The organism is Agromyces sp. NPDC058126 (assembly GCF_042884595.1).
Lineage (GTDB): Bacteria > Actinomycetota > Actinomycetes > Actinomycetales > Microbacteriaceae > Agromyces.
This window is the reverse complement of the sequence record NZ_JBHVTS010000005.1, coordinates 95991-114782: the sequence shown is the minus strand read 5'-3', so window position 1 is coordinate 114782 and position 18792 is coordinate 95991. Positions and strand designations below refer to the sequence as shown.

The window sequence follows — 18792 nt, the reverse complement described above, 5'->3', positions numbered from 1 at the left end:
AATGAGGGCCATGCCCCCCACCACCGAACTCGACGTCGCCGAGCTGAGCTACGAGCAGGCCCGCGACGAGCTCGTCCGCGTCGTCGGCGAACTCGAGCAGGGTTCTGCGACGCTCGAGCAGTCGCTCGCCCTGTGGGAGCGCGGCGAGGCCCTCGCGGCGCGCTGCGAGGAGTGGCTCATCGGCGCGAAGGCGCGTCTCGACGCGGCCCGCGCGAGCGCCGTGGCATCCGACGGCGGCGAGGCCTGATGGCCCAGCGCGCACCGCGGGTCGTCGCCGAACTCGGCCGCCCCGAGACCCCTGAGGAGACCGCGGCCCGCAAGGCCGAGAACTCGCTCAAGCACCGCCAGCGGCAGACGACGAAGAACCTCGTGCTCGCCCTCGGCGCGAGCCTCGCGCTCGTCGTGGTCATCGTCCTGCTCGTGCCGCGCAGCGACACCCCGCTCGAACGCGACGTCGACGTCGCGCAGGTCGCCGAGCAGGCTCAGGTCGCGAGCGACGACCCGATCGCCGTGCCCGAGCTGCCCGAGGGCTGGCGGGCCAACGCCGCCGAGCTGCGCACGAGCCAGGCCGACGGCGTCACCGCCTGGTACGTCGGCTACCTGACGCCGAGCGACGAGTTCATCGGCCTCTACCAGGGCTTCGACGCCAACCCGACGTGGGTCTCGGGGCTGCTCGCGCGCACGCTCGCGACCGGCACGACCACGATCGACGGCGTCGAGTGGACGATCTACGACAACCGCAAGACCGGGGACGACGTCGGCAACGCGCGCTACGCGCTCACCACCGAGTCGGGCGGCAGCACCTTCGTGCTGCTCGGCACGGCCTCCCCCGACGAGTTCACCGCACTCGCGACGGCCATCGCCCCGACGGTCGACGCACAGGACTGACCGCCCGACGACGAGGAGCCACGTGACCGAGCAGCCGAACGATCCCACCACCGAACGGCCCGACACTCCGGCTGCCACGTGGCGCGAACTCCGTCGCGGCAACGAGCGATTCGTCGCAGGCACGCCCGAGCACCCTCGCCAGGACATCGACCGGCGCACCTCGCTCGCGCATGCGCAGCGCCCCATGGTCGCGGTCTTCGGCTGCAGCGACTCGCGCCTCGCCGCCGAGATCATCTTCGACGTCGGGCTCGGCGACGCCTTCGTCGTGCGCAACGCCGGCCAGGTCGTCTCCCCGTCGGCGATCGGCTCGCTCGAGTACGCCGTCGGCATCCTGCACGTGCCGGTCGTCGTCGTGCTCGCCCACGACGAGTGCGGCGCCGTGCGCGCCGCCATCGACTCGCAGGCGAGCGACGCCGCGCCGCTGCCCTCGTTCATCGCCGGCCTCGTCGAGAAGATCGTGCCCGCGGTGCGCAAGGTCGCCGGCAACGGGGCCGCCGCCGACGGCGCGATCGACCCGTCGCACGTCGACGCCGGCTACGTCGGGCGCGAGCACCTGCGCAACACCGTGACCGAGCTCGTCGAGAGCTCGGAGATGATCAGCGACGCGATCGCAGCGGGTACGCTGGCTATCGTCGGCGCGAACTACCGACTGTTCGAGGGTCGCGTCGAGACCGACATCGTCCTCGGTCGCATCTGACGCCGCGCAGCGCGTCTCCCGCCGGCGGGGCCGGCATCGCAGCAACCGAAAGGGAACACACCGTGGTGGACAACGCCGCCGACTACCGCATCGAGCACGACACGATGGGCGAGGTGCGGGTTCCCGCCCGTGCCCTCTACCGCGCGCAGACGCAGCGCGCCGTCGAGAACTTCCCCATCTCGGGGTCGGGGCTCGAGCCGCAGCAGATCCAGGCGCTCGCGCGCATCAAGAAGGCCGCCGCGCAGGCCAACGCGCAGCTCGGCGTGCTCGACGCGGGCATCGCCCAGGCGATCGAGGCCGCCGCCGACGAGGTCATCTCGGGCGCGCACGGCTTCACCGAGCACTTCCCGGTCGACGTGTACCAGACCGGCTCGGGCACGAGCTCGAACATGAACATGAACGAGGTGCTCGCGACCCTCGCGACCACCAAGCTCGGCAGCCCCGTGCACCCGAACGACCACGTCAACGCCTCGCAGTCGTCGAACGACGTCTTCCCGACCTCGGTGCACATCGCCGTCACGGCGGCGCTCATCGACGACCTGATCCCCGCACTCGACCACCTCGCCGTCGCCCTCGAGGCGAAGGCCGAGCTGTGGGCCGGCGTCGTGAAGGCCGGCCGCACCCACCTCATGGACGCGACCCCCGTCACCCTCGGCCAGGAGTTCGGCGGCTACGCCCGCCAGGTGCGCCTCGGCATCGAGCGCGTGCGCACGGCGCTCCCCCGCGTCGCCGAGGTGCCGCTGGGCGGCACGGCCGTCGGCACCGGCATCAACACCCCCGCCGGGTTCCCGCAGCTCGTCATCGAGCTGCTGCAGCGCGAGACCGAGCTGCCGGTCACCGAAGCCGCCGACCACTTCGAGGCGCAGGCCAACCGCGACGGTCTCGTCGACGCCTCGGGCGCGCTGCGCACGATCGCCGTGAGCCTCACGAAGATCGCGAACGACCTCCGCTGGATGGGCTCCGGCCCCAACACCGGCCTCGGCGAACTCAACATCCCCGACCTGCAGCCCGGCTCGTCGATCATGCCGGGCAAGGTCAACCCCGTCGTGCCCGAGGCCGTGCTGATGGTCTGCGCGCGGGTCATCGGCAACGACGCGACCATCGCCTGGGGCGGCGCCTCGGGCGCGTTCGAGCTCAACGTCCAGATCCCCGTCATGGGCACCGCGCTCCTCGAGTCGATCCGCCTGCTCGCGAACTCCGTGCGCGTGCTCGCCGACAAGACGATCGACGGCCTCGAGGCCAACGTCGAGCGCGCGACCGCCCTCGCCGGCATGTCGCCTTCGATCGTGACCCCGCTCAACAAGCTCATCGGCTACGAGGCGGCGGCGAAGATCGCGAAGCACTCGGTGGCCAAGGGCATCACGGTGCGCGAGGCCGTCATCGACCTCGGCTACGTCGAGCGCGGCGACCTCACGGAGGAGCAGCTCGACAGCGCCCTCGACCTCCTGTCGATGACGCGTCCGCCGCAGGCGAAGTAGTTCTCGAAGCACTCGGATGCCCCGTGCCGGTCTCGGCGCGGGGCATCCGTCGTCTCGGGGCTGCCGCAGACGGCCGGACTCAGCGAGTGTCGGTGACGCCGTCGACGAATCGGAGGATCGCCGGGGCCGCGTCGGCGAGCGCCGCGAAATGGCGGTGCGCCCCCTCGACCGGCACGGCGCGATTCACGCTCCACACCGTCATGCCCGCGGCGAGGCCTGCGGTTACTCCCGATGGCGAGTCCTCGACGACGAGGCAGTCGGCCGGAGGCGCGCCGAGCCGCTGCGCCGCCAGGAGGTAGGGATCGGGTGCGGGCTTGCCGCGCTCGCTCGCGGCATTGTCGACGACGACCGACGGCACGGGCAGCCCGAGCCGAGCGAAGCGCCGGACGACCCTGCGCTCGGCGTTCGACGTGACCACCGCCCAAGCGCCTCCCGGCAGCGCGGCGAGCAGCTCGGCGGCACCCGGGATGCCACGGAGCTCGCCGTGCTCGGCCTCGGCGTCTTCGAGCGCGTCGAACTCGGCGATGCTCGCCCCGACCTCCGCCGCGGGGAGGAACTCGGCCGCCGTCTCGAGCGGTCGCGTCCGCAGGGCGACCTCGTAGACGCGCTCGGCGTCGAGACCGCGCTGCTCGGCCCACCTCCCCCAGATCCGACGCTGCCCGTCGAGTGCGTCGAGCAACGTGCCGTCGACGTCGAACAGCACCGCGCGCGGCCGCCGGCCGGTGCCCTCCTCGCGGTACCCCGGGCCGCTCACTCGGCGTCGGCCGTCGACTCGGCCCACGGGCGCCGCCACTCGGGCGCCGGATCACCGCCGCGGGTCGTCCAGTACTCGCGGCCCTCGACGACGAGCCCGTCGTGGACCGTCCAGAAGGAGGCGGCACGGAACACGCCGACGCCCTCGTGCGGCACCTCGACCTCGGAGACCACACGGTCGCCGTCGGCCACGATCGAGAGCACGCGGATCGACCAGCCCTCGGGATACTCGGCGTTGACCGCCACGAAGTTCTCGGGACCCACGATGCGCTCGAGCGAGGCGTACCAGTCGACCACGAGCTCGTCGGCCAGGAGCACACGAACGCCCGCCCAGTCGCGGGCCTGGATCCGCCTCCAGAGGGCTTCGATCACGCCGGCGGGGGTCGGGTCGCTGAGCATGGTCTCATCCTGTCCTGAGCCGCCGACATGCCGTTCGATCGACGCAGGTCCGCCGTCGCCTCGGGAGGAGAACGCACGATCGGGAGGGCACGATCGGCGGAACCCTTCCTCCCGAGCGTGCGAACTCCTCCGAACCGCGCGTCGGCGACCGTGGTGCGCCGTCGCGCCGGTCCCGCGTACCGCGCGAACCCCGCTCAGGCGGTCGCCGCGCGACGACGTGCGAGCGCGACGAGCGACGCGCACGCCGCGACTACGAGCAGGGCGACACCGGCTCCGGCGAACACGCCGAGGGCGGTGCCGTGCGATCCGGCGAGCGGCGCGTACCCGCCGTCCTCGGCGATGAAGTAGTAGGTGAACCCGAGCGGGAACGCGGCGAGGACCGCGCCGAACGCGATGAACCCGAGGAGCCCGGCGATGATCGCCACGGAATGAGCGAGGTCCACTGACCGGCCCAGGGCCCGAACGGCGACGACCGTGAGTACGACCGCCGCGGCGACCCAGAGGAGCACGAACGGCGAGCCGCCCATGATCTCGCCCGCCCCGTCGGCGTAGAGACGCCCGAGATCCGTGGTGACCGTCTCGGCGGGCTCGACGACGTAGATCATGACGAGCCCTGCCGCCAGCAGCAGGCCGACGATCACGGCGAGCGGCACGGCGAGCGGCGAACGTGGCTGGCGCGAGGCATCCGGCATGCCTCACCGTACCAACCCGCTCGGGAGGAGAACGCACGATCGGGAGGACCCGATCGGCGGAACCTTCCTCCCGAACCTGCGAACTCCTCCGAACCGGGCGCCGCCCCGTGAGACCGCACCTGCGCTTACGTCAGCTCCGCCCCGTCGAGCACCTCGGCGACGAGCGCCGCGATCGCCGAGCGCTCGCTCCGCGTCAACGTGATGTGCGCGAAGAGGGGATGTCCCTTCAGCGTCTCGATGACGGAGGCGATGCCGTCGTGGCGGCCCACCCGCAGGTTGTCGCGCTGGGCGACGTCGTGGGTGAGCACGACCCGCGAGTTCTGGCCGATGCGGCTGAGCACGGTGAGCAGCACGTTGCGTTCGAGCGACTGCGCCTCGTCGACGATCACGAAGGCGTCGTGCAGCGAGCGCCCGCGGATGTGCGTGAGCGGCAGCACCTCGAGCAGTCCGCGGTCGACGACCTCGTCGAGCACGTTGTCGGAGACGACGGAGCCCAGCGTGTCGAACACCGCCTGGCCCCACGGGTTCATCTTCTCGCCCTGGTCGCCGGGCAGGTAGCCGAGCTCCTGCCCGCCGACGGCGTACAGCGGGCGGAACACCATGATCTTCTTGTGCTGCTGGCGCTCGAGCACCATCTCGAGCCCGGCGCACAGGGCGAGCGCCGACTTGCCGGTGCCGGCGCGCCCGCCGAGCGAGAGGATGCCGATCTCGGGGTCGAGCAGGAGGTCGATCGCGAGCCGCTGCTCGGCCGAGCGGCCGTGCACGCCGAACACGTCGCGGTCGCCGCGCACGAGCTTCACCTCGCGTTCGCCGACGACCCGGCCGAGGGCGGAGCCCCGGTCGGAGTGGATGACGAGGCCCGTGTTCACGGGCATCCCGTCGACCTCCTTCGTGGTCATCTGCTCGTGCTCGTAGAGGGAGGCCATGTCGTTCGAGCCGAGCGAGAGCTCGGCCATGCCCGTCCAGCCCGAGTCGAGGGCGAGTTCGTGCCGGTACTCCTGCGCGTCGAGGCCGATCGAGGCGGCCTTGACGCGCAGCGGCAGGTCCTTCGACACGACGGTGACCGGAATCCCGTCCTGCTGCAGGTTTGCGGCGCACGCGAGGATGCGGGAGTCGTTGTCGCCGAGCTGGAGCCCGCTCGGCAGCACCTTCGGGCTCGAGTGGTTGAGTTCGACCCGGAGCGACCCGCCGTCGCCCACGGGGATGGGGAAGTCGAGCCGCTCGTGCGCGATGCGGAGCTCGTCGAGGATCCGGAGCGACTGCCGAGCGAAGTACCCGATCTCGGGGTCGTTGCGCTTCGCCTCGAGCTCGGTGATGACCACGACGGGCAGCACCACCGCGTGCTCGGCGAAGTTGAACAGTGCGCGCGGATCGCTCAACAGCACCGAGGTGTCGAGCACGTACGTGCGCTCGGCCTGCGCGACGCCGTCGCGCGTGCTCGCCGCGGCGCGCTCACCCGAGCGCTCGTCCGGACGACCGACCGAATCAGGAGTAACCGATGACGCCACAACCGCTCCCGCCCCGAGCATTCCTGCCCGGTTCACGCGCCGGCCGGCGATCCCTCCGTAGTCGGTTTCGAGGCCGACTCGAACGGGCGATCTGCCCGTTGAGCCGAACCTACGTCCGTCGCGCGAGAACCGCGGAAGCGACACGCGGGAGGACACACGCCGTTCACCTCCGACGTGCGCCGCGCGCTAGTAGCTCGCCGCCGTCGAGTACGAGACGAACGCGGCGCGCAGCATCTCGAAGGTCTCGTCGGAGGTCGCGGAGTGGATCGAGAGCCGCACCTGCCCGAGGCGGGTCGTCGCGGTGACGCCGTGGTTGTGGAGCGACGCCGTGAGCAGGGTCACCTGCTCGGCCGGCGGCTCCAGCACGACCATGCCGGCCCGCTCCTGCTCGTCGCGCGACGAGACGACGGCGATCGCGTACTCGTCGGCGAGCTCGATCGCGCGGCTCACACGCTCGGCCATGGCGGCGTTGATCGCGGAAACGCCCGTCTCGGCGATCTCCTCGAGGGCGGCCGCGAGCCGCGCCTGCGCGAGCGGGTCGGGGTTGGCGATGCGGTAGGCGCGGGCGTCGGGCGCGGGCGGCGGCACGTGCCCCCAGGGCTCGATCTCCTCGGTCGCACTGAACCCCGAGAACACGGGCGTCAAACGCTCGAGGGCACGGTCGGAGAGCACGAGCAGGCCCGTACCCCAACCGGCGCGGCACCACTTCTGCCCACCGGTGACGACGACGTCGGCGGCCTCCCACGGAGCATCCACGACGCCGAAGCCCTGGATCGCGTCGACGATCAGGAGCCGGTCGCCGATGACCTGACGGATGCCCTCGATGTCGCAGAGGTAGCCGGTGCGCGAGTCGACGAGGCTCACGGCGACGGCCGCGACGTTCTGCTCGAGCTGCTCGCGGATCTGGCCGGGCGTGACCTTGCCGTGGTCGGTCTCGAGCCACACGGGCTGCACCGTGTGCAGTGCCTCCTGCGCACGCACGGCGCCGATCGGCAGGCTCGGGAACTCCTCGGCCGAGAGCAGCACGCCCCCGGTGAGCCCGAACATCGCGTGCATGATGCCGGTCGTGGTGTTCGGCTCGAAGACGATCTGCTCGGGGGTGAAGCCGGTGACCGCCGCGGCGGCGGCGCGCACCCGCGCGTCCTGCTCGGAGAACGCGTCCATGCTGCCGTGGCGGGCGCGCTGCAGCACCTGCGTGAACGCGAGCACCTCTTCGGCGGCAGCGGTCGACAGCGGCCCCACCCGGCCGTAGTCGAGGTAGCCGGGTTCTTCCGTGAATCCGGCGTTGAAATCGTCGATGGTCACCTGATGTGCCCCCTTCTCCGTCGATCATCCTTGCAGAACGAGGGGATGCCTCGCAGCCCGGCTGACGACGGCGGTCGCCGGTCAGCCGCCGAAACGGCGGTGACGCTTGGAGTAGTCGCGGAGTGCCCGGAGGAAGTCGACCTTGCGGAGGTCGGGGCCGAGGGCCTCGACGAAGTAGAACTCGCTGTGCGCCGACTGCCACAGCATGAAGTCGCTGAGGCGCTGCTCGCCCGACGTGCGGATGACGAGGTCGGGGTCGGGCTGACCGCCGGTGTAGAGGTGCTCGCCGATGAGGTCGGGGGTGAGCCGCTCGGCCAGGTCCTCGAGGCTGCGCCCCTCCGCGTGGTGCGCGGCGACGATCGAGCGCATGGCGTCGGTGATCTCCTTGCGGCCGCCGTAGCCGACCGCGAGGTTGACGTGGAGGCCGTGCTTGTCGGCGGTGCGGTGCTCGGCCGCGTCGAGCGCGGCGACGAGCGGCTCGGGCAGGCCCGTGTCGGAGCCCACGTGCTGCACCCGCCAGTCGCGGTAGTGGCTGAGCTCTTCAGCGAGTTCGGCGATGATCTCGATGAGGTCGGCGAGCTCGTCGCTCGGACGGTTGCCGAGGTTGTCGCTCGAGAGCAGGTAGAGCGTGACGGTCGAGATGCCGGCGTCGTCGCACCACTCGAGGAACTCGCGCATCTTCGCGGCGCCGGCGCGGTGCCCGTGCGCGGCGGTCTCGAAGCCGAGCTGCTTCGCCCAACGGCGATTGCCGTCGATGATCATCGCGACGTGGCGCGGGAGGGCCGCGGGGTCGAGTCCGCGTCGGAGCCGGTTCTGGTAGAGCCGGTAGAGGATCCCGCGACCGAGGGGCTGATCGCTCGTCTGCACGGCACTACGCTACCCCTTCACCGGCGCCGCCGAACTCACAGCGGACCGTGACCGCCGAGGCTCTACGCTGTGACCATGACCCCCGAGCGCCACCGCGAACCCGCCGACCTCGTCGAAGGGTTGACGCTCCCGGTCGCTCCCGACGACCCGAGCGACGACACGGTCGCGCGTGACGAGCACGGCCCCGACCTGCCGAACATTCCGCTCCTCGACGACTCGCTCAGCCACGCTGTAGAGGTCAAGCCGACGTGGCGCGGCTGGATCCATGCCGTGACCTTCCCCGTCACGATCATCGCCGGCATCGTGCTCATCGTGCTCGCCGAGGGCGCCCCCGCGAAGTGGGCCTCCGCGGTGTTCGTGCTCACCTCGATGCTGCTGTTCGGCAACTCGGCGCTCTACCACCGCTTCAACTGGAAGCCGAAGACGAAGGTCGTGCTCAAGCGCATCGACCACGCGAACATCTTCCTGCTCATCGCCGGCACCTACACCCCGCTCGCGATCCTCGCGCTGCCGCCCGAGAAGGGCTGGCTCCTGCTCTCGATCGTCTGGGGCGGGGCGCTGCTCGGAATCGGGTTCCGCGTCTTCTGGATCTCGGCGCCCCGCTGGCTGTACGTTCCGCTCTACCTGCTGCTCGGCTGGGCCGCGGTCATGTACCTCGGCGACCTGCTCGCGGCGAACGTCGCGATGATGGTGCTCGTCATCGTCGGGGGCCTGCTCTACACCGTTGGCGCGGTCGTCTACGGCTTCAAGAAGCCGAACCCCTGGCCCGGCGTCTTCGGGTTCCACGAGATCTTCCACACCTGCACGGTGCTGGCCTTCATGTGCCACTGGACGGCGACGCTGCTGATCGCCATGGCGCCGGCGTACCACGCCGGCTGACGCTCAGCCCCGGTTCGGGGCGTCGTCGTCGCGCGGCCCGTCCTCCGCGGCATCCGTCGTCTGCGCGTCGGCCTCGCCGACGGCGGCTTCGTCCACCGCGGCCGCTTCGGCGGCGGCCTCGGCCTCGAGCTCGGCACGCACCTGCGCCCGGTAGTTGGTGCGGCGGATGCGTCGAACCATGTCGAGGATGAGCAGGAGCACCACGACCATGATGAGGAAGGTCACGACGAAGCCCCAGACCCCGGGGGTGACCGTGTTCGGGTCGAACTCGTCCTGCTCGGCGACGAAAGGAGTCGCCGGGAGCAGCAGAGAACGGACGGAGTCGACGAGCATCGGATTCCCTTCAGGGGGCGGCGTTAGGCTTGATGCAGCCTAGTCGATCCACCTCTGAAGGAGCCCGGGTGCCCACCCAGACCGACGCGCCCGCGAGTGCGCAGCTCGACGACCGATACGGGCGCACCCGCCGTCATCGCTCGCGCGACCGATTCCTCCTCATCGGCGCCGCGATCGCCTTCGCCGTGGTGCTCATCGCGTGGGTGGTCTGGGCCGGCCTCGACGGTCAGAAGCCGCAGCTCGAGGTGACCGACACCGGGCATCGCCTCCTGAACGAGGAGCGCGCCGTCGAGGTGAGCTGGAACCTCTCGGTGCCGCCCGGCAACGAGACCGCGTGCATCGTGCAGGCGCTGAACGAGGACTTCACGGTCGTCGGCTGGAAGGTGATCGAGGTCCCGGCCTCCGACCAGCACATCCGCAGCCTGACCGAGACCGTGCGCACCGCGCAGGAGGCGAACACGGGTTTGATTTACCGCTGCTGGCTCACCTAACATTGGACATTCGCCCTGAACGTCGTTCGGGGCGACACGTCTATCCGGCGTGACTTCCCCTACACAGGAGTGTGCATCATGGCGCAGGACGCCACCGTCACCTGGCTCACCCAGGAGGCCTACGACCGCCTCGCGGCGGAACTCGAACAGCTCTCGACCACCGGTCGCGAGGAGATCGCGAAGCGCATCGAAGCGGCACGCGAAGAGGGCGACCTCAAGGAGAACGGCGGCTACCACGCCGCGAAGGACGAGCAGGGCAAGATCGAGGCGCGCATCCGCCAGCTCAAGGGGCTGCTGAAGACCGCCGAGGTCGGCGACGCCCCCGCGTCGAAGGGCATCGTCGAGTCGGGCACCGTCATCACGGCGATCATCGCCGGCGACGAGGAGACCTTCCTCATCGGAAGCCGCGAGATCGCGGGCGACTCCGAGCTCGACGTGTGGAGCGAGCAGTCGCCGCTCGGCGCCGCGATCCTCGGCCTCGCGGTCGGCGCGAAGACGAGCTACACCGCGCCGAACGGCCGCGAGATCGCCGTCGAGGTCACCGCCGTCGACACCTGGGGCGGCCAGTAGGGCGCTCCCCCACCGACGAACGCGAAGAGCGGATGCCACGTGGCATCCGCTCTTTCGCGTTGTGCCCCGGTATCAACAGGGAGCACGCACTTCGGGACGATCCGCCGGGAATCGTCCTGAACCGCGCGCGTTCACCTGAGACGGCGCCCGCTCAGTCGTCGAGCACGACGGGCGAGTACCCGGCGCGACGGAGGGCCTCCACGACCTCGGTGCGGTGGGCGGGGCCGCGGGTCTCGACCGAGATGTCGATCTCGACCTCGGAGATCTGCATGCCGCGCCCGTGGCGGGTGTGCATCACCTCGACGACGTTCGCGTGGGTGCCCGCGACGAGCTCGGCGACGCGTACGAGCTGGCCCGGGCGGTCGGGGAGCCCGATCCGCACGGTGAGGTAGCGGCCCGATGCTGCGAGACCGTGCGCGATGACGCGCTGCACGAGCAGGGGGTCGATGTTGCCGCCCGAGAGCACGGCGACGGCCGGCCCGTCGTTCGGCACGGCGCCGGTCATGATCGCGGCGACCGCGACCGCGCCGGCGGGTTCGACGACGAGCTTCGCCCGCTCGAGCAGCACGAGCAGCGCGCGGGCGATGTCGTCCTCTCCGACGGTGACGATCTCGTCGATCGTGTCGCGGATGATCTCGAAGTTCAGGGCGCCGGGACGGTACACGGCGATGCCGTCGGCGATCGTCGGCACGACGGGCACCTGCTGCGGCGACCCGGCCGCGAGCGAGGCGACGTAGGGGGCCGCGTTGGCCGCCTGCACGCCGATCACGCGGATCGTGCGCCCCTCGGCCGCGGCCTGCTGCTTCACCGCGCTCGCGATGCCCGCGGCGAGTCCGCCGCCGCCGATCGGCACCACGATGGTCGTGGCGTCGGGAGCCTGCTCGAGGATCTCGAGGCCGAGCGTGCCCTGGCCCGCGACGACGTCATGGTGATCGAAGGGCGGGATGATGACCGCGCCCGTCTCCTCGGCAAAGGCGGCGGCCGCGTCGAGCGTCTCACCGATCGAGGCTCCGGCGAGCACGACGTCGGCGCCGTAGGCGCGCGTCGCCTCGAGCTTCGGCAGGGCGACGCCGACCGGCATGTAGATCGTCGCGCGGATGCCGAGCTCGCGTGCCGCGTACGCGACGCCCTGGGCGTGGTTGCCCGCCGATGCGGCGACGACGCCGCGCGCCCGCTCGTCGGCGGAGAGCGAGGAGAGCCGGTTGTAGGCGCCGCGCAGCTTGTACGAGCCGGTGCGCTGCAGGTTCTCGCACTTGAGGCGCACGGGGGCGCCGAACAGCCGCTCGAGATAGCGCGACGACTCCATCGGCGTCTGCCGTGCGACGCGCGTGACGACCTCGCGAGCGGCTTCGAACTCGGCGAGGGTCGGCCCCGCGACGGTGGTGCTCAACTCGTTCATTCTCCTCGGAATCCGGGTCGCTGGGGTACGGTGCGCCAGAGCGGAGATCGCACGTCGACGGTCGACGGTGGCGCGTCGTCCTTCCACGCTCCGCCCGAGACGTAGAGGATCATCACGTTGACCACCGCGGCCACCGGCACTGCGAAGAGCGCGCCGGGGATGCCGGCGAGCAGCGACCCCGTCGCCACCGCGAGCACGACGCCGAGCGGGTGCACCTTCACCGCGGTGCCCATGATGAGCGGCTGCAGCACGTGACCCTCGACCTGCTGCACGAGCAGCACGACACCGAGCATGATGAGCGCGATGGCCCAACCGTTGTAGACGAGCGCGACGAACACGGCGAGTGCGCCCGTGACGACTGCACCGACGATGGGGATGAACGAGCCGAGGAAGACGAGGATCGCGATCGGCACCGCGAGGGGCACGCCGAGCAGCAATGCGCCGAGACCGATGCCGATGGCGTCGATCGTGGCGACGAGGATCTGCACCTTGACGAAGTTCTGGAGCGTCGTCCAGCCGGCCCCGCCGGCGCCGTCGACGGCGGCGCGGGCGCGTCGCGGGAAGATCGCGACGATCCAGTTCCAGATGCCGCGGCCGTCGATGAGCATGAACAGGGTCGCGAAGAGGGCGAGCAGCATGCCCGCGAGGAAGTGGCCGAGGCTCGAGCCGACCGAGAGCGCACCGCTCCAGATGATACCGAGGTCCTGCTGCACGGCGGAGACCGCACGCTCGACGAGCGCGTCGAGTTGCGTCTCGGTGATGTGCAGCGGGCCTTCGAGGAGCCACTGGCCGAAGTCCTTCCAGGCGACGAGCGACTGGGCGGCGAGCTCGTCGGCGCCGCGCGCGATCTGCCAGATGCCGAGCGTGAGCAGGCCCCCGACGACGGCCAGCGCCGAGAGCATCGCCGTCGTCACCGCAAGCCACTTGGGCCAGCGGTGGTGCTGCAGGATTCCGGAGAACGGCACCAGGAGGGCGCTGAGGAGGACCGCGACGAGGATGGGGATCACGATCAGCCGGAGCTGGATGACGAGGAAGACCACGACCGCGAGCACGCCGCCGACGAGGAGGAGCCGCCAGGACCAGGCCCCCGCGAGCCGCATGCCGAACGGGATCGACTCGACCGGATCGCGCACGGGCTCGACGGGCGTCGGCGACGGGTCGGTCGCTCGCCCGGCCCATCGTCGCGACCATCGGCCGCGCTTCCCCGCCCCACCAGTCGAGTCCGCCATTCGTCCAGTCTAGGCACCGAGTATGCGCGGTTCGGCATGTCGTGCGCGACCGGCTCGTGAACGGCGAGCGCTGTGTCGGTCGTCGGCGGTAGCGTCGGATGCACCATGGTCGACGTCGTCAGTCCCGCTCTCGCCCGCCGCATCGCCCTCGCTGCGCAGGGTTTCGCCCGCCCGCACCCCGAGGCCGCCGGAACGCGCGCCCTGAACGGGGTGGTCGATCGGCTGGGCCTCCTCCAGATCGACTCGGTCAACGTGTTCGAGCGCAGCCACTACCTCCCGGCGTTCAGCCGGGTCGGCCACTACGACCGGGGGCTGCTCGACCGCATCACCTCGGGCCGCCGGGGGCGGATGGTCGAGTACTGGGCGCACCAGGCCGCCTACATCCCGCGCGAGCTCTGGCCGCTGTTCGAGTTCCGCCGCTACGAGTACCGGCGCGCGGGCAGCGACTGGGGCGGCTGGGTCGCCGAGCAGCGCGATCTCGCGATCTGGCTGCGCGCCGAGCTCGCCGCGAACGGCCCGATGCGCGCGAGCGAGATCGAGCACGACGCGAACGAACGGCGCGGCCCCTGGTGGGGCTGGTCCGACGTGAAGCGCACGCTCGAGATGATGTTCCGCACGGGCGACGTGATCTGCGTCGACCGGGTGCGCTTCGAGCGGGTGTACGCACTTCCCGAGCAGGCGCTGCCCGCCGAGCTCCTGGGCTCCGCCCCGGCCGAGGCCGACGCGGTGCGCGAACTCGTCGAGCGCGCCGCGGCGGCGCAGGGCGTCGCGACCGAGGCCGACCTCGCCGACTACTGGCGCATGAAGCGGGCACCGGTGCGGCAGGCCGTCGCCGAGCTGGTCGACGCGGGCGTGCTGCTGCCGGTCGAGGTGCCCGGCTGGCAGACGGGTTCGCGCCCGACGCCGGCCTGGCTCCACCGCGACGCGCACCGACCCCGCCGCATCGACCAGGTCGCGCTGCTCTCGCCGTTCGACCCGGTCGTCTGGTTCCGGCCTCGCACCGAGCGGCTCTTCGACTTCCACTACCGCATCGAGATCTACACGCCCGAGCCCGACCGCAAGTTCGGCTACTACTCGCTGCCGGTGCTCGTCGACGACCGGGTGGTCGCGCGCATCGACCTCAAGAGCGACCGCAAGGCGCGCACCCTGCGGGTGCAGTCCGCGTGGGTCGAGCCCGGCGCGCCCGCCGAGACGGCGGCCCGCCTCGTGCCCGTGCTGCGCCGCGCGGCGGCGTGGCAGGGTCTCGACGAGGTCGTCGTGGCCGGCCGGGGCGACCTCTCCCCCGCGCTCGCGAGCGAACTCGCCGCCGCGGCCGCCTGAGCGCGCAACGGGTCGCCTCGCGGCCCGGCGGCTCGATCGCCGCAGCCTAGAAGCTGCCGCCCATCTTCTCCAGGCGCTCGATGCGGTCGGCGATGGGCGGGTGGGTCGCGAAGAGGCGATCCATGACGCCGGGCTTCAGCGGGTCCGCGATCCAGAGGTGGGCCATCGACGAGTTCTGACGCTTCATCGGCCGCCCGTACGCGTCGAGCTTCGCGAGCGCGCGGGCGAGCGCGTCGGGGTGGCGGGTGGTCATCGCGCCCGTGGCATCCGCCAGGTATTCGCGCTGACGCGAGACCGCGAGCTGCACGAGGCTCGCGACGAGCGGTGCGATGAGCATCGCGACGAGCCCGAAGATCATGACGATGGGGTTCGAGTTGTTGTTGCTTCGCCCGAAGAACGCCATGCGCACGAGCATGTCGGAGATGAAGCCGACGGCCACCACGAGCCCGAACACGATCATCGACAGGCGGATGTCGTAGTTGCGCACGTGCCCGAGCTCGTGCGCCATGACGCCCTCGAGCTCGGCGTCGTCCATGATCTCGAGCAGGCCCGTCGTCGCGGCGACGACGGCGTGCTCGGGGTCGCGACCGGTCGCGAACGCGTTCGGCGCGGGATCGGAGATGACGTAGACGCGCGGCATCGGCGTGCCCGTCGTGATCGAGAGGTTCTCGACCGTGCGCCAGAGCCGAGGGTGCTCGGCCTTCGAGGTGATCTCGACCGCGCCCGACATCGACAGCGCCTGCCGGTCGGCCGTGAAGTACTGGATGAGCGCATACCCGGTCGCCACGACGAGCGTCACGATGACGATCGTCAGGTCCTGGTAGATGACTGCGGCCAACCAGCCGAGCCCGCCGATGACGGCGAGGAAGAACAGGATGATGAAGACGGTGTTGCGCTTGTTCTTCGCGATCGCTCGGTACAACGCCGGCCCTTAGAACTGGACGCGCGGCGGCTCGGCGATCGCCGCCGGCTCGGTGACCTCGAAGAAGTCGCGCTCGTGGAAGCCGAGGCCGCGCACGAACAGCGTGTTCGGGAACACCTTGATCTTGGTGTTGAGCTCGCGCACGCCGCCGTTGTAGAAGCGGCGCGACGCCTGGATCTTGTCTTCCGTGTCGACGAGCTCTGACTGCAGCTGCAGGAAGTTCTGGCTTGCCTGGAGCTGCGGGTACGCCTCGGCGACGGCGAAGATCGACTTCAGCGCCTGCTGCATGTGGTTCTCGGCGGCACCGGCCTCGGCCGGACCCTGCGCCTGCAAGGTCTCGGCACGCGCCTGCGTCACCGATTCGAAGACGTTCTTCTCGTGCGCGGCGTAGCCCTTGACCGCCTCGATGAGGTTCGGGATCAGGTCGGCACGGCGCTTCAGCTGCACCGTGATGTCGCTCCACGCCTCGTCGACGCGCACGTTGAGCGTGACGAGCGAGTTGTAGGTCGCCCAGAGGTAGATGCCGATCACCAGCACGAGTGCGACGACGATGAGGACGGGAATGAGCCATTCCATGGCGCGGACTCCTAGGGCATTCGGCTGCGTGATCGCGGGCTCTGCAATCCTACCGAGGCCGCCTTCGCGCCACGGCCGTTCCCATGAGACTCGGAGGAACCCCGGTGGATGCTCCGGGGTTAGGCTCAGACTGTGACGGAGCGTTCCAGCCCGCGGCGCCCCGGTCGCCCTCGCGGTGCGAAGCCCGGAGACATGCGGGCACGGATTCTCGCCGCAGCGACGGCCGAGTTCGGCGAGCGCGGCTACGAGGCGGCCTCGATGCGGGCGATCGCCCGCCGCGCAGGTGTCGACCCCGCCCTCGTGCACCACTACTTCGACGACAAGCAACGGCTCGTCGCCGAGGTCGTCGAGGTGCCGCTCCGCCCCGACCGCCTGGTGCGCACCGCGCTCGACGGGCCGCTCGACGGCCTCGGCGAGCGTCTCGTGCGTGCGGTGCTCACGGCGTGGGACTCGCCGGCCGTTCGCCCGGCCGCGGTCGCAGCCCTCCGTTCGGCGATCGGTCAGGGTCCGGTCGCCCGCATGCTGCGGGAGTTCCTGCGCGGCGAGATCATGCACCGGATCGCGGTGCGACTCGACGACGGCGGGGCCGGTGACGACGCCGGGGCCGTCGACGGCGGCGACGCCGAACTGCGCGCCGAGCTCGCGGCATCCCAGCTCGTCGGCGTGATCATGGTGCGCTACGTGCTCGAGTTCGACCCGGTCGCCTCGCTCCCCGTCGACGAGCTCGTCGCCCGCGTCGGTCCGGCGGTGCAATGGCACCTGACCGGTCGTCCGCCGGGGTCTTGACAGCGGGCTCGCGCAGCGAGATATTCAGCACATGCTGAATACCGCGGATGCCCCGGCGACGCAGCCGAGCGCCACCGCCGCCATCATCGCGGAGGACCTTCACGTCCACCGCGGAGGCACCCCCGTGCTCGAGGGGCTCTCGCTCGCCGTGCCGAGCGGCATGATCGTCGGCCTCCTCGGCCCGAGCGGCAGCGGCAAGACCACGCTCATGCGCTCCATCGTGGGGGTGCAGATCGTGAAGTCGGGCACGATCGACGTGCTCGGCCTGCCCGCCGGCAGCCGGGAGCTGCGCCACCGAGTGTCCTACGTCACCCAGCAGGCGAGCGTCTACGACGACCTCACAGTACGACAGAACCTCGGCTACTTCCGGCGGGTGCTGGGGGCACCGGCGAGCGACGTGGCGCGGGTCATCGAGCGCACCGAACTCGGATCCGTGGAGCACCGCCTCGTGGGCACGCTCTCGGGCGGCCAGCGCAGTCGGGTCTCGCTCGCGGCGGCTCTGCTCGGCAACCCCGAGCTGCTCGTGCTCGACGAGCCGACGGTCGGCCTCGATCCCGTGCTCCGAGTCGAGCTGTGGAACATGTTCCGCAGCCTCGCCGACGAGGGCGCCACCCTCCTCGTGTCGAGCCACGTGATGGACGAGGCGAAGCGCTGCGATCGCCTGCTGCTGATGCGCGACGGCGCCCTGCTCGCGGACGACACGGTGCAGGGCGTGCTCGAGGTGACCGGCACCGACGACGTCGAGACCGCGTTCCTCCGGCTCATCGAACGCGGCGAGCCCGACCTCAGGCCGCGAGACTCCACGACTGCCGAGCACGGCAGGCATTCGGCATCAGCCGGAGCCGAGACGGACGCCGCCGACGTCGAGGAGCCCCGATGACCCTCACCCGGACCTTCGCCACCGCTGGGCGCGTGCTCTCGCAGATCAGGCACGACCCGCGCACCATCGGGCTGCTGCTCGTCGTGCCGAGCCTCCTGATCGGGCTCGTCGCGTGGATCTTCGTCGACACCGACGTGTTCAGCGACATCGGCCCGGCGATGATCGCGCTGTTCCCGTTCATCGTGATGTTCCTCGTGACGAGCATCGCGACGCTGCGCGAACGTCGCAGCGGCACCCTCGAGCGCCTGCTGTCGATGCCGCTCGGCAAGGGCGACTTCATCCTCGGCTACGCGCTCGCGTTCGGCCTGCTCGCGGTCGCGCAGACCGCGATCGCGGTCTCGTTCGCGGTATGGGTGTGCGGCCTGGAGATCGAGGGATCGATCTGGCTGCTCTTCGCGGTCGCGGTCGCCGACGCGCTGCTCGGCACCGCGCTCGGGCTGCTCGCGAGCGCGTTCGCACGCACCGAGTTCCAGGTCGTGCAGTTCATGCCGCTGCTCGTGTTCCCGCAGATCCTGCTCGGCGGCATCTTCATCCCGACCGACCAGCTGCCCGAGGGGCTCGAGGCCATCAGCTCCTGGCTCCCGCTCACCTTCGCCATCGACGCGCTCCAGGCGGTCGCCGCCGACAGCGAGACGCCGGAATGGATCATGGCGAAGATCCTCGTGATCGGGGCGTGGATCGTCGGATCCATCGTGCTCGGGTCGATCACGTTGCGCCGTCGCACCGCCTGACCGCGCGCACGCCCGACCGCGCCGCGAACGGCGGATGTCGCTGCCCGCGGCGCGGGCGCGCACGGCGCCGGCATCCGCGGTTCGTCGGC

22 protein-coding genes are annotated in these 18792 nt (G+C 71.0%); 11 read left to right on the top strand and 11 right to left on the bottom strand.

The genetic code is table 11. From position 1 onward, the window contains the following. The first annotated feature begins 1 nt into the window (after nt 1). From ACFVTR_RS15485 to ACFVTR_RS15470, 4 genes are all read left to right on the top strand, one after another. The gene (locus ACFVTR_RS15485; RefSeq protein WP_387038721.1) at nt 2-247 is read left to right on the top strand and encodes an exodeoxyribonuclease VII small subunit; all 246 of its coding nucleotides are present in this window, start codon (nt 2-4) and stop codon (nt 245-247) included. Beyond that, the gene (locus ACFVTR_RS15480) at nt 247-888 is read left to right on the top strand and encodes a DUF4245 domain-containing protein (RefSeq protein WP_387038719.1); all 642 of its coding nucleotides are present in this window, start codon (nt 247-249) and stop codon (nt 886-888) included. The genes ACFVTR_RS15485 and ACFVTR_RS15480 overlap by 1 nt, the downstream gene beginning before the upstream one ends. 22 nt (nt 889-910) lie before the next feature. Beyond that, complete coding sequence (locus tag ACFVTR_RS15475) at nt 911-1585, top strand: carbonic anhydrase (protein WP_387038716.1); 675 nt, start codon at nt 911-913, stop codon at nt 1583-1585. A gap of 62 nt (nt 1586-1647) precedes the next feature. After that, nucleotides 1648-3063: a class II fumarate hydratase gene (locus tag ACFVTR_RS15470; protein ID WP_387038714.1), complete on the top strand. Its 1416-nt coding sequence runs from the start codon at nt 1648-1650 to the stop codon at nt 3061-3063. A gap of 79 nt (nt 3064-3142) precedes the next feature. On the opposite strand, the gene ACFVTR_RS15465 is transcribed toward ACFVTR_RS15470, so the two are convergent. From ACFVTR_RS15465 to ACFVTR_RS15440, 6 genes are all read right to left on the bottom strand, one after another. Further along, nucleotides 3143-3844, bottom strand: a complete 702-nt coding sequence (locus tag ACFVTR_RS15465; RefSeq protein ID WP_387038712.1) for an HAD family hydrolase — start codon at nt 3842-3844, stop codon at nt 3143-3145. After that, a complete protein-coding gene (locus tag ACFVTR_RS15460) occupies nt 3814-4215 on the bottom strand; it encodes a nuclear transport factor 2 family protein (RefSeq protein ID WP_387038710.1) in 402 nt (133 codons plus the stop codon). The genes ACFVTR_RS15465 and ACFVTR_RS15460 overlap by 31 nt, the downstream gene beginning before the upstream one ends. 194 nt (nt 4216-4409) lie before the next feature. After that, nucleotides 4410-4907, bottom strand: coding sequence for a hypothetical protein (locus ACFVTR_RS15455; protein ID WP_387038708.1), 498 nt, complete (start codon nt 4905-4907; stop codon nt 4410-4412). 125 nt (nt 4908-5032) lie between these two features. Beyond that, entirely contained in the window at nt 5033-6436 is a 1404-nt protein-coding gene (locus ACFVTR_RS15450; RefSeq protein ID WP_387038706.1) for a PhoH family protein, read from the bottom strand. Nucleotides 6437-6601: 165 nt separating this feature from the next. Further along, entirely contained in the window at nt 6602-7720 is a 1119-nt protein-coding gene (locus ACFVTR_RS15445; RefSeq protein WP_387038704.1) for an aminotransferase class V-fold PLP-dependent enzyme, read from the bottom strand. A gap of 81 nt (nt 7721-7801) precedes the next feature. Beyond that, a complete protein-coding gene (locus tag ACFVTR_RS15440; RefSeq protein ID WP_376947293.1) occupies nt 7802-8587 on the bottom strand; it encodes an isoprenyl transferase in 786 nt (261 codons plus the stop codon). A gap of 75 nt (nt 8588-8662) precedes the next feature. On the opposite strand from ACFVTR_RS15440, the gene ACFVTR_RS15435 reads away from it, so the two are divergent. Further along, nucleotides 8663-9466, top strand: coding sequence for a hemolysin III family protein (locus tag ACFVTR_RS15435; RefSeq protein WP_387038701.1), 804 nt, complete (start codon nt 8663-8665; stop codon nt 9464-9466). A 3-nt stretch (nt 9467-9469) separates the two neighbouring features. On the opposite strand, the gene ACFVTR_RS15430 is transcribed toward ACFVTR_RS15435, so the two are convergent. Next, entirely contained in the window at nt 9470-9799 is a 330-nt protein-coding gene (locus ACFVTR_RS15430) for a hypothetical protein (protein ID WP_387038700.1), read from the bottom strand. A gap of 68 nt (nt 9800-9867) precedes the next feature. On the opposite strand from ACFVTR_RS15430, the gene ACFVTR_RS15425 reads away from it, so the two are divergent. Together ACFVTR_RS15425 and greA are read left to right on the top strand one after the other, a co-directional pair. Next, the gene (locus ACFVTR_RS15425) at nt 9868-10290 is read left to right on the top strand and encodes a DUF4307 domain-containing protein (RefSeq protein WP_387038698.1); all 423 of its coding nucleotides are present in this window, start codon (nt 9868-9870) and stop codon (nt 10288-10290) included. Nucleotides 10291-10368: 78 nt separating this feature from the next. Continuing rightward, nucleotides 10369-10860: a transcription elongation factor GreA gene (gene greA / locus ACFVTR_RS15420; RefSeq protein WP_387038696.1), complete on the top strand. Its 492-nt coding sequence runs from the start codon at nt 10369-10371 to the stop codon at nt 10858-10860. A 151-nt stretch (nt 10861-11011) separates the two neighbouring features. Here the strand turns inward: greA and ilvA are convergent, their stop codons facing one another. Continuing rightward, nucleotides 11012-12259 carry a threonine ammonia-lyase gene (gene ilvA / locus ACFVTR_RS15415; protein WP_387038693.1) on the bottom strand — a complete coding sequence of 416 codons (1248 nt, stop codon included), beginning with the start codon at nt 12257-12259 and terminating at the stop codon, nt 11012-11014. Then, a complete protein-coding gene (locus ACFVTR_RS15410) occupies nt 12256-13488 on the bottom strand; it encodes an AI-2E family transporter (protein WP_387038691.1) in 1233 nt (410 codons plus the stop codon). Before ACFVTR_RS15410 ends, ilvA begins: the two co-directional genes overlap by 4 nt. A 105-nt stretch (nt 13489-13593) precedes the next feature. On the opposite strand from ACFVTR_RS15410, the gene ACFVTR_RS15405 reads away from it, so the two are divergent. Continuing rightward, entirely contained in the window at nt 13594-14808 is a 1215-nt protein-coding gene (locus tag ACFVTR_RS15405) for a winged helix-turn-helix domain-containing protein (protein ID WP_387038688.1), read from the top strand. A 46-nt stretch (nt 14809-14854) separates the two neighbouring features. Here the strand turns inward: ACFVTR_RS15405 and ACFVTR_RS15400 are convergent, their stop codons facing one another. Continuing rightward, nucleotides 14855-15730, bottom strand: coding sequence for a M48 family metalloprotease (locus tag ACFVTR_RS15400; RefSeq protein ID WP_387038687.1), 876 nt, complete (start codon nt 15728-15730; stop codon nt 14855-14857). Between the two features lie 9 nt (nt 15731-15739). Continuing rightward, on the bottom strand, nt 15740-16306 hold the full coding sequence (locus ACFVTR_RS15395) for a LemA family protein (protein ID WP_387038686.1): 567 nt from the start codon (nt 16304-16306) through the stop codon (nt 15740-15742). Nucleotides 16307-16498: 192 nt separating this feature from the next. On the opposite strand from ACFVTR_RS15395, the gene ACFVTR_RS15390 reads away from it, so the two are divergent. Genes ACFVTR_RS15390 through ACFVTR_RS15380 form a run of 3 tightly spaced genes read left to right on the top strand, consistent with a single transcriptional unit; the run spans nt 16499 to nt 18703 of the window. Next, nucleotides 16499-17092 (top strand): TetR family transcriptional regulator, encoded by a 594-nt coding sequence (locus ACFVTR_RS15390; protein ID WP_387038684.1) that lies wholly within the window; start codon nt 16499-16501, stop codon nt 17090-17092. A 31-nt stretch (nt 17093-17123) separates the two neighbouring features. Beyond that, nucleotides 17124-17972, top strand: a complete 849-nt coding sequence (locus ACFVTR_RS15385; RefSeq protein WP_387038682.1) for an ABC transporter ATP-binding protein — start codon at nt 17124-17126, stop codon at nt 17970-17972. Continuing rightward, nucleotides 17969-18703, top strand: coding sequence for an ABC transporter permease (locus tag ACFVTR_RS15380; RefSeq protein WP_387038680.1), 735 nt, complete (start codon nt 17969-17971; stop codon nt 18701-18703). The genes ACFVTR_RS15385 and ACFVTR_RS15380 overlap by 4 nt, the downstream gene beginning before the upstream one ends. Nucleotides 18704-18792 lie beyond the last annotated feature (89 nt).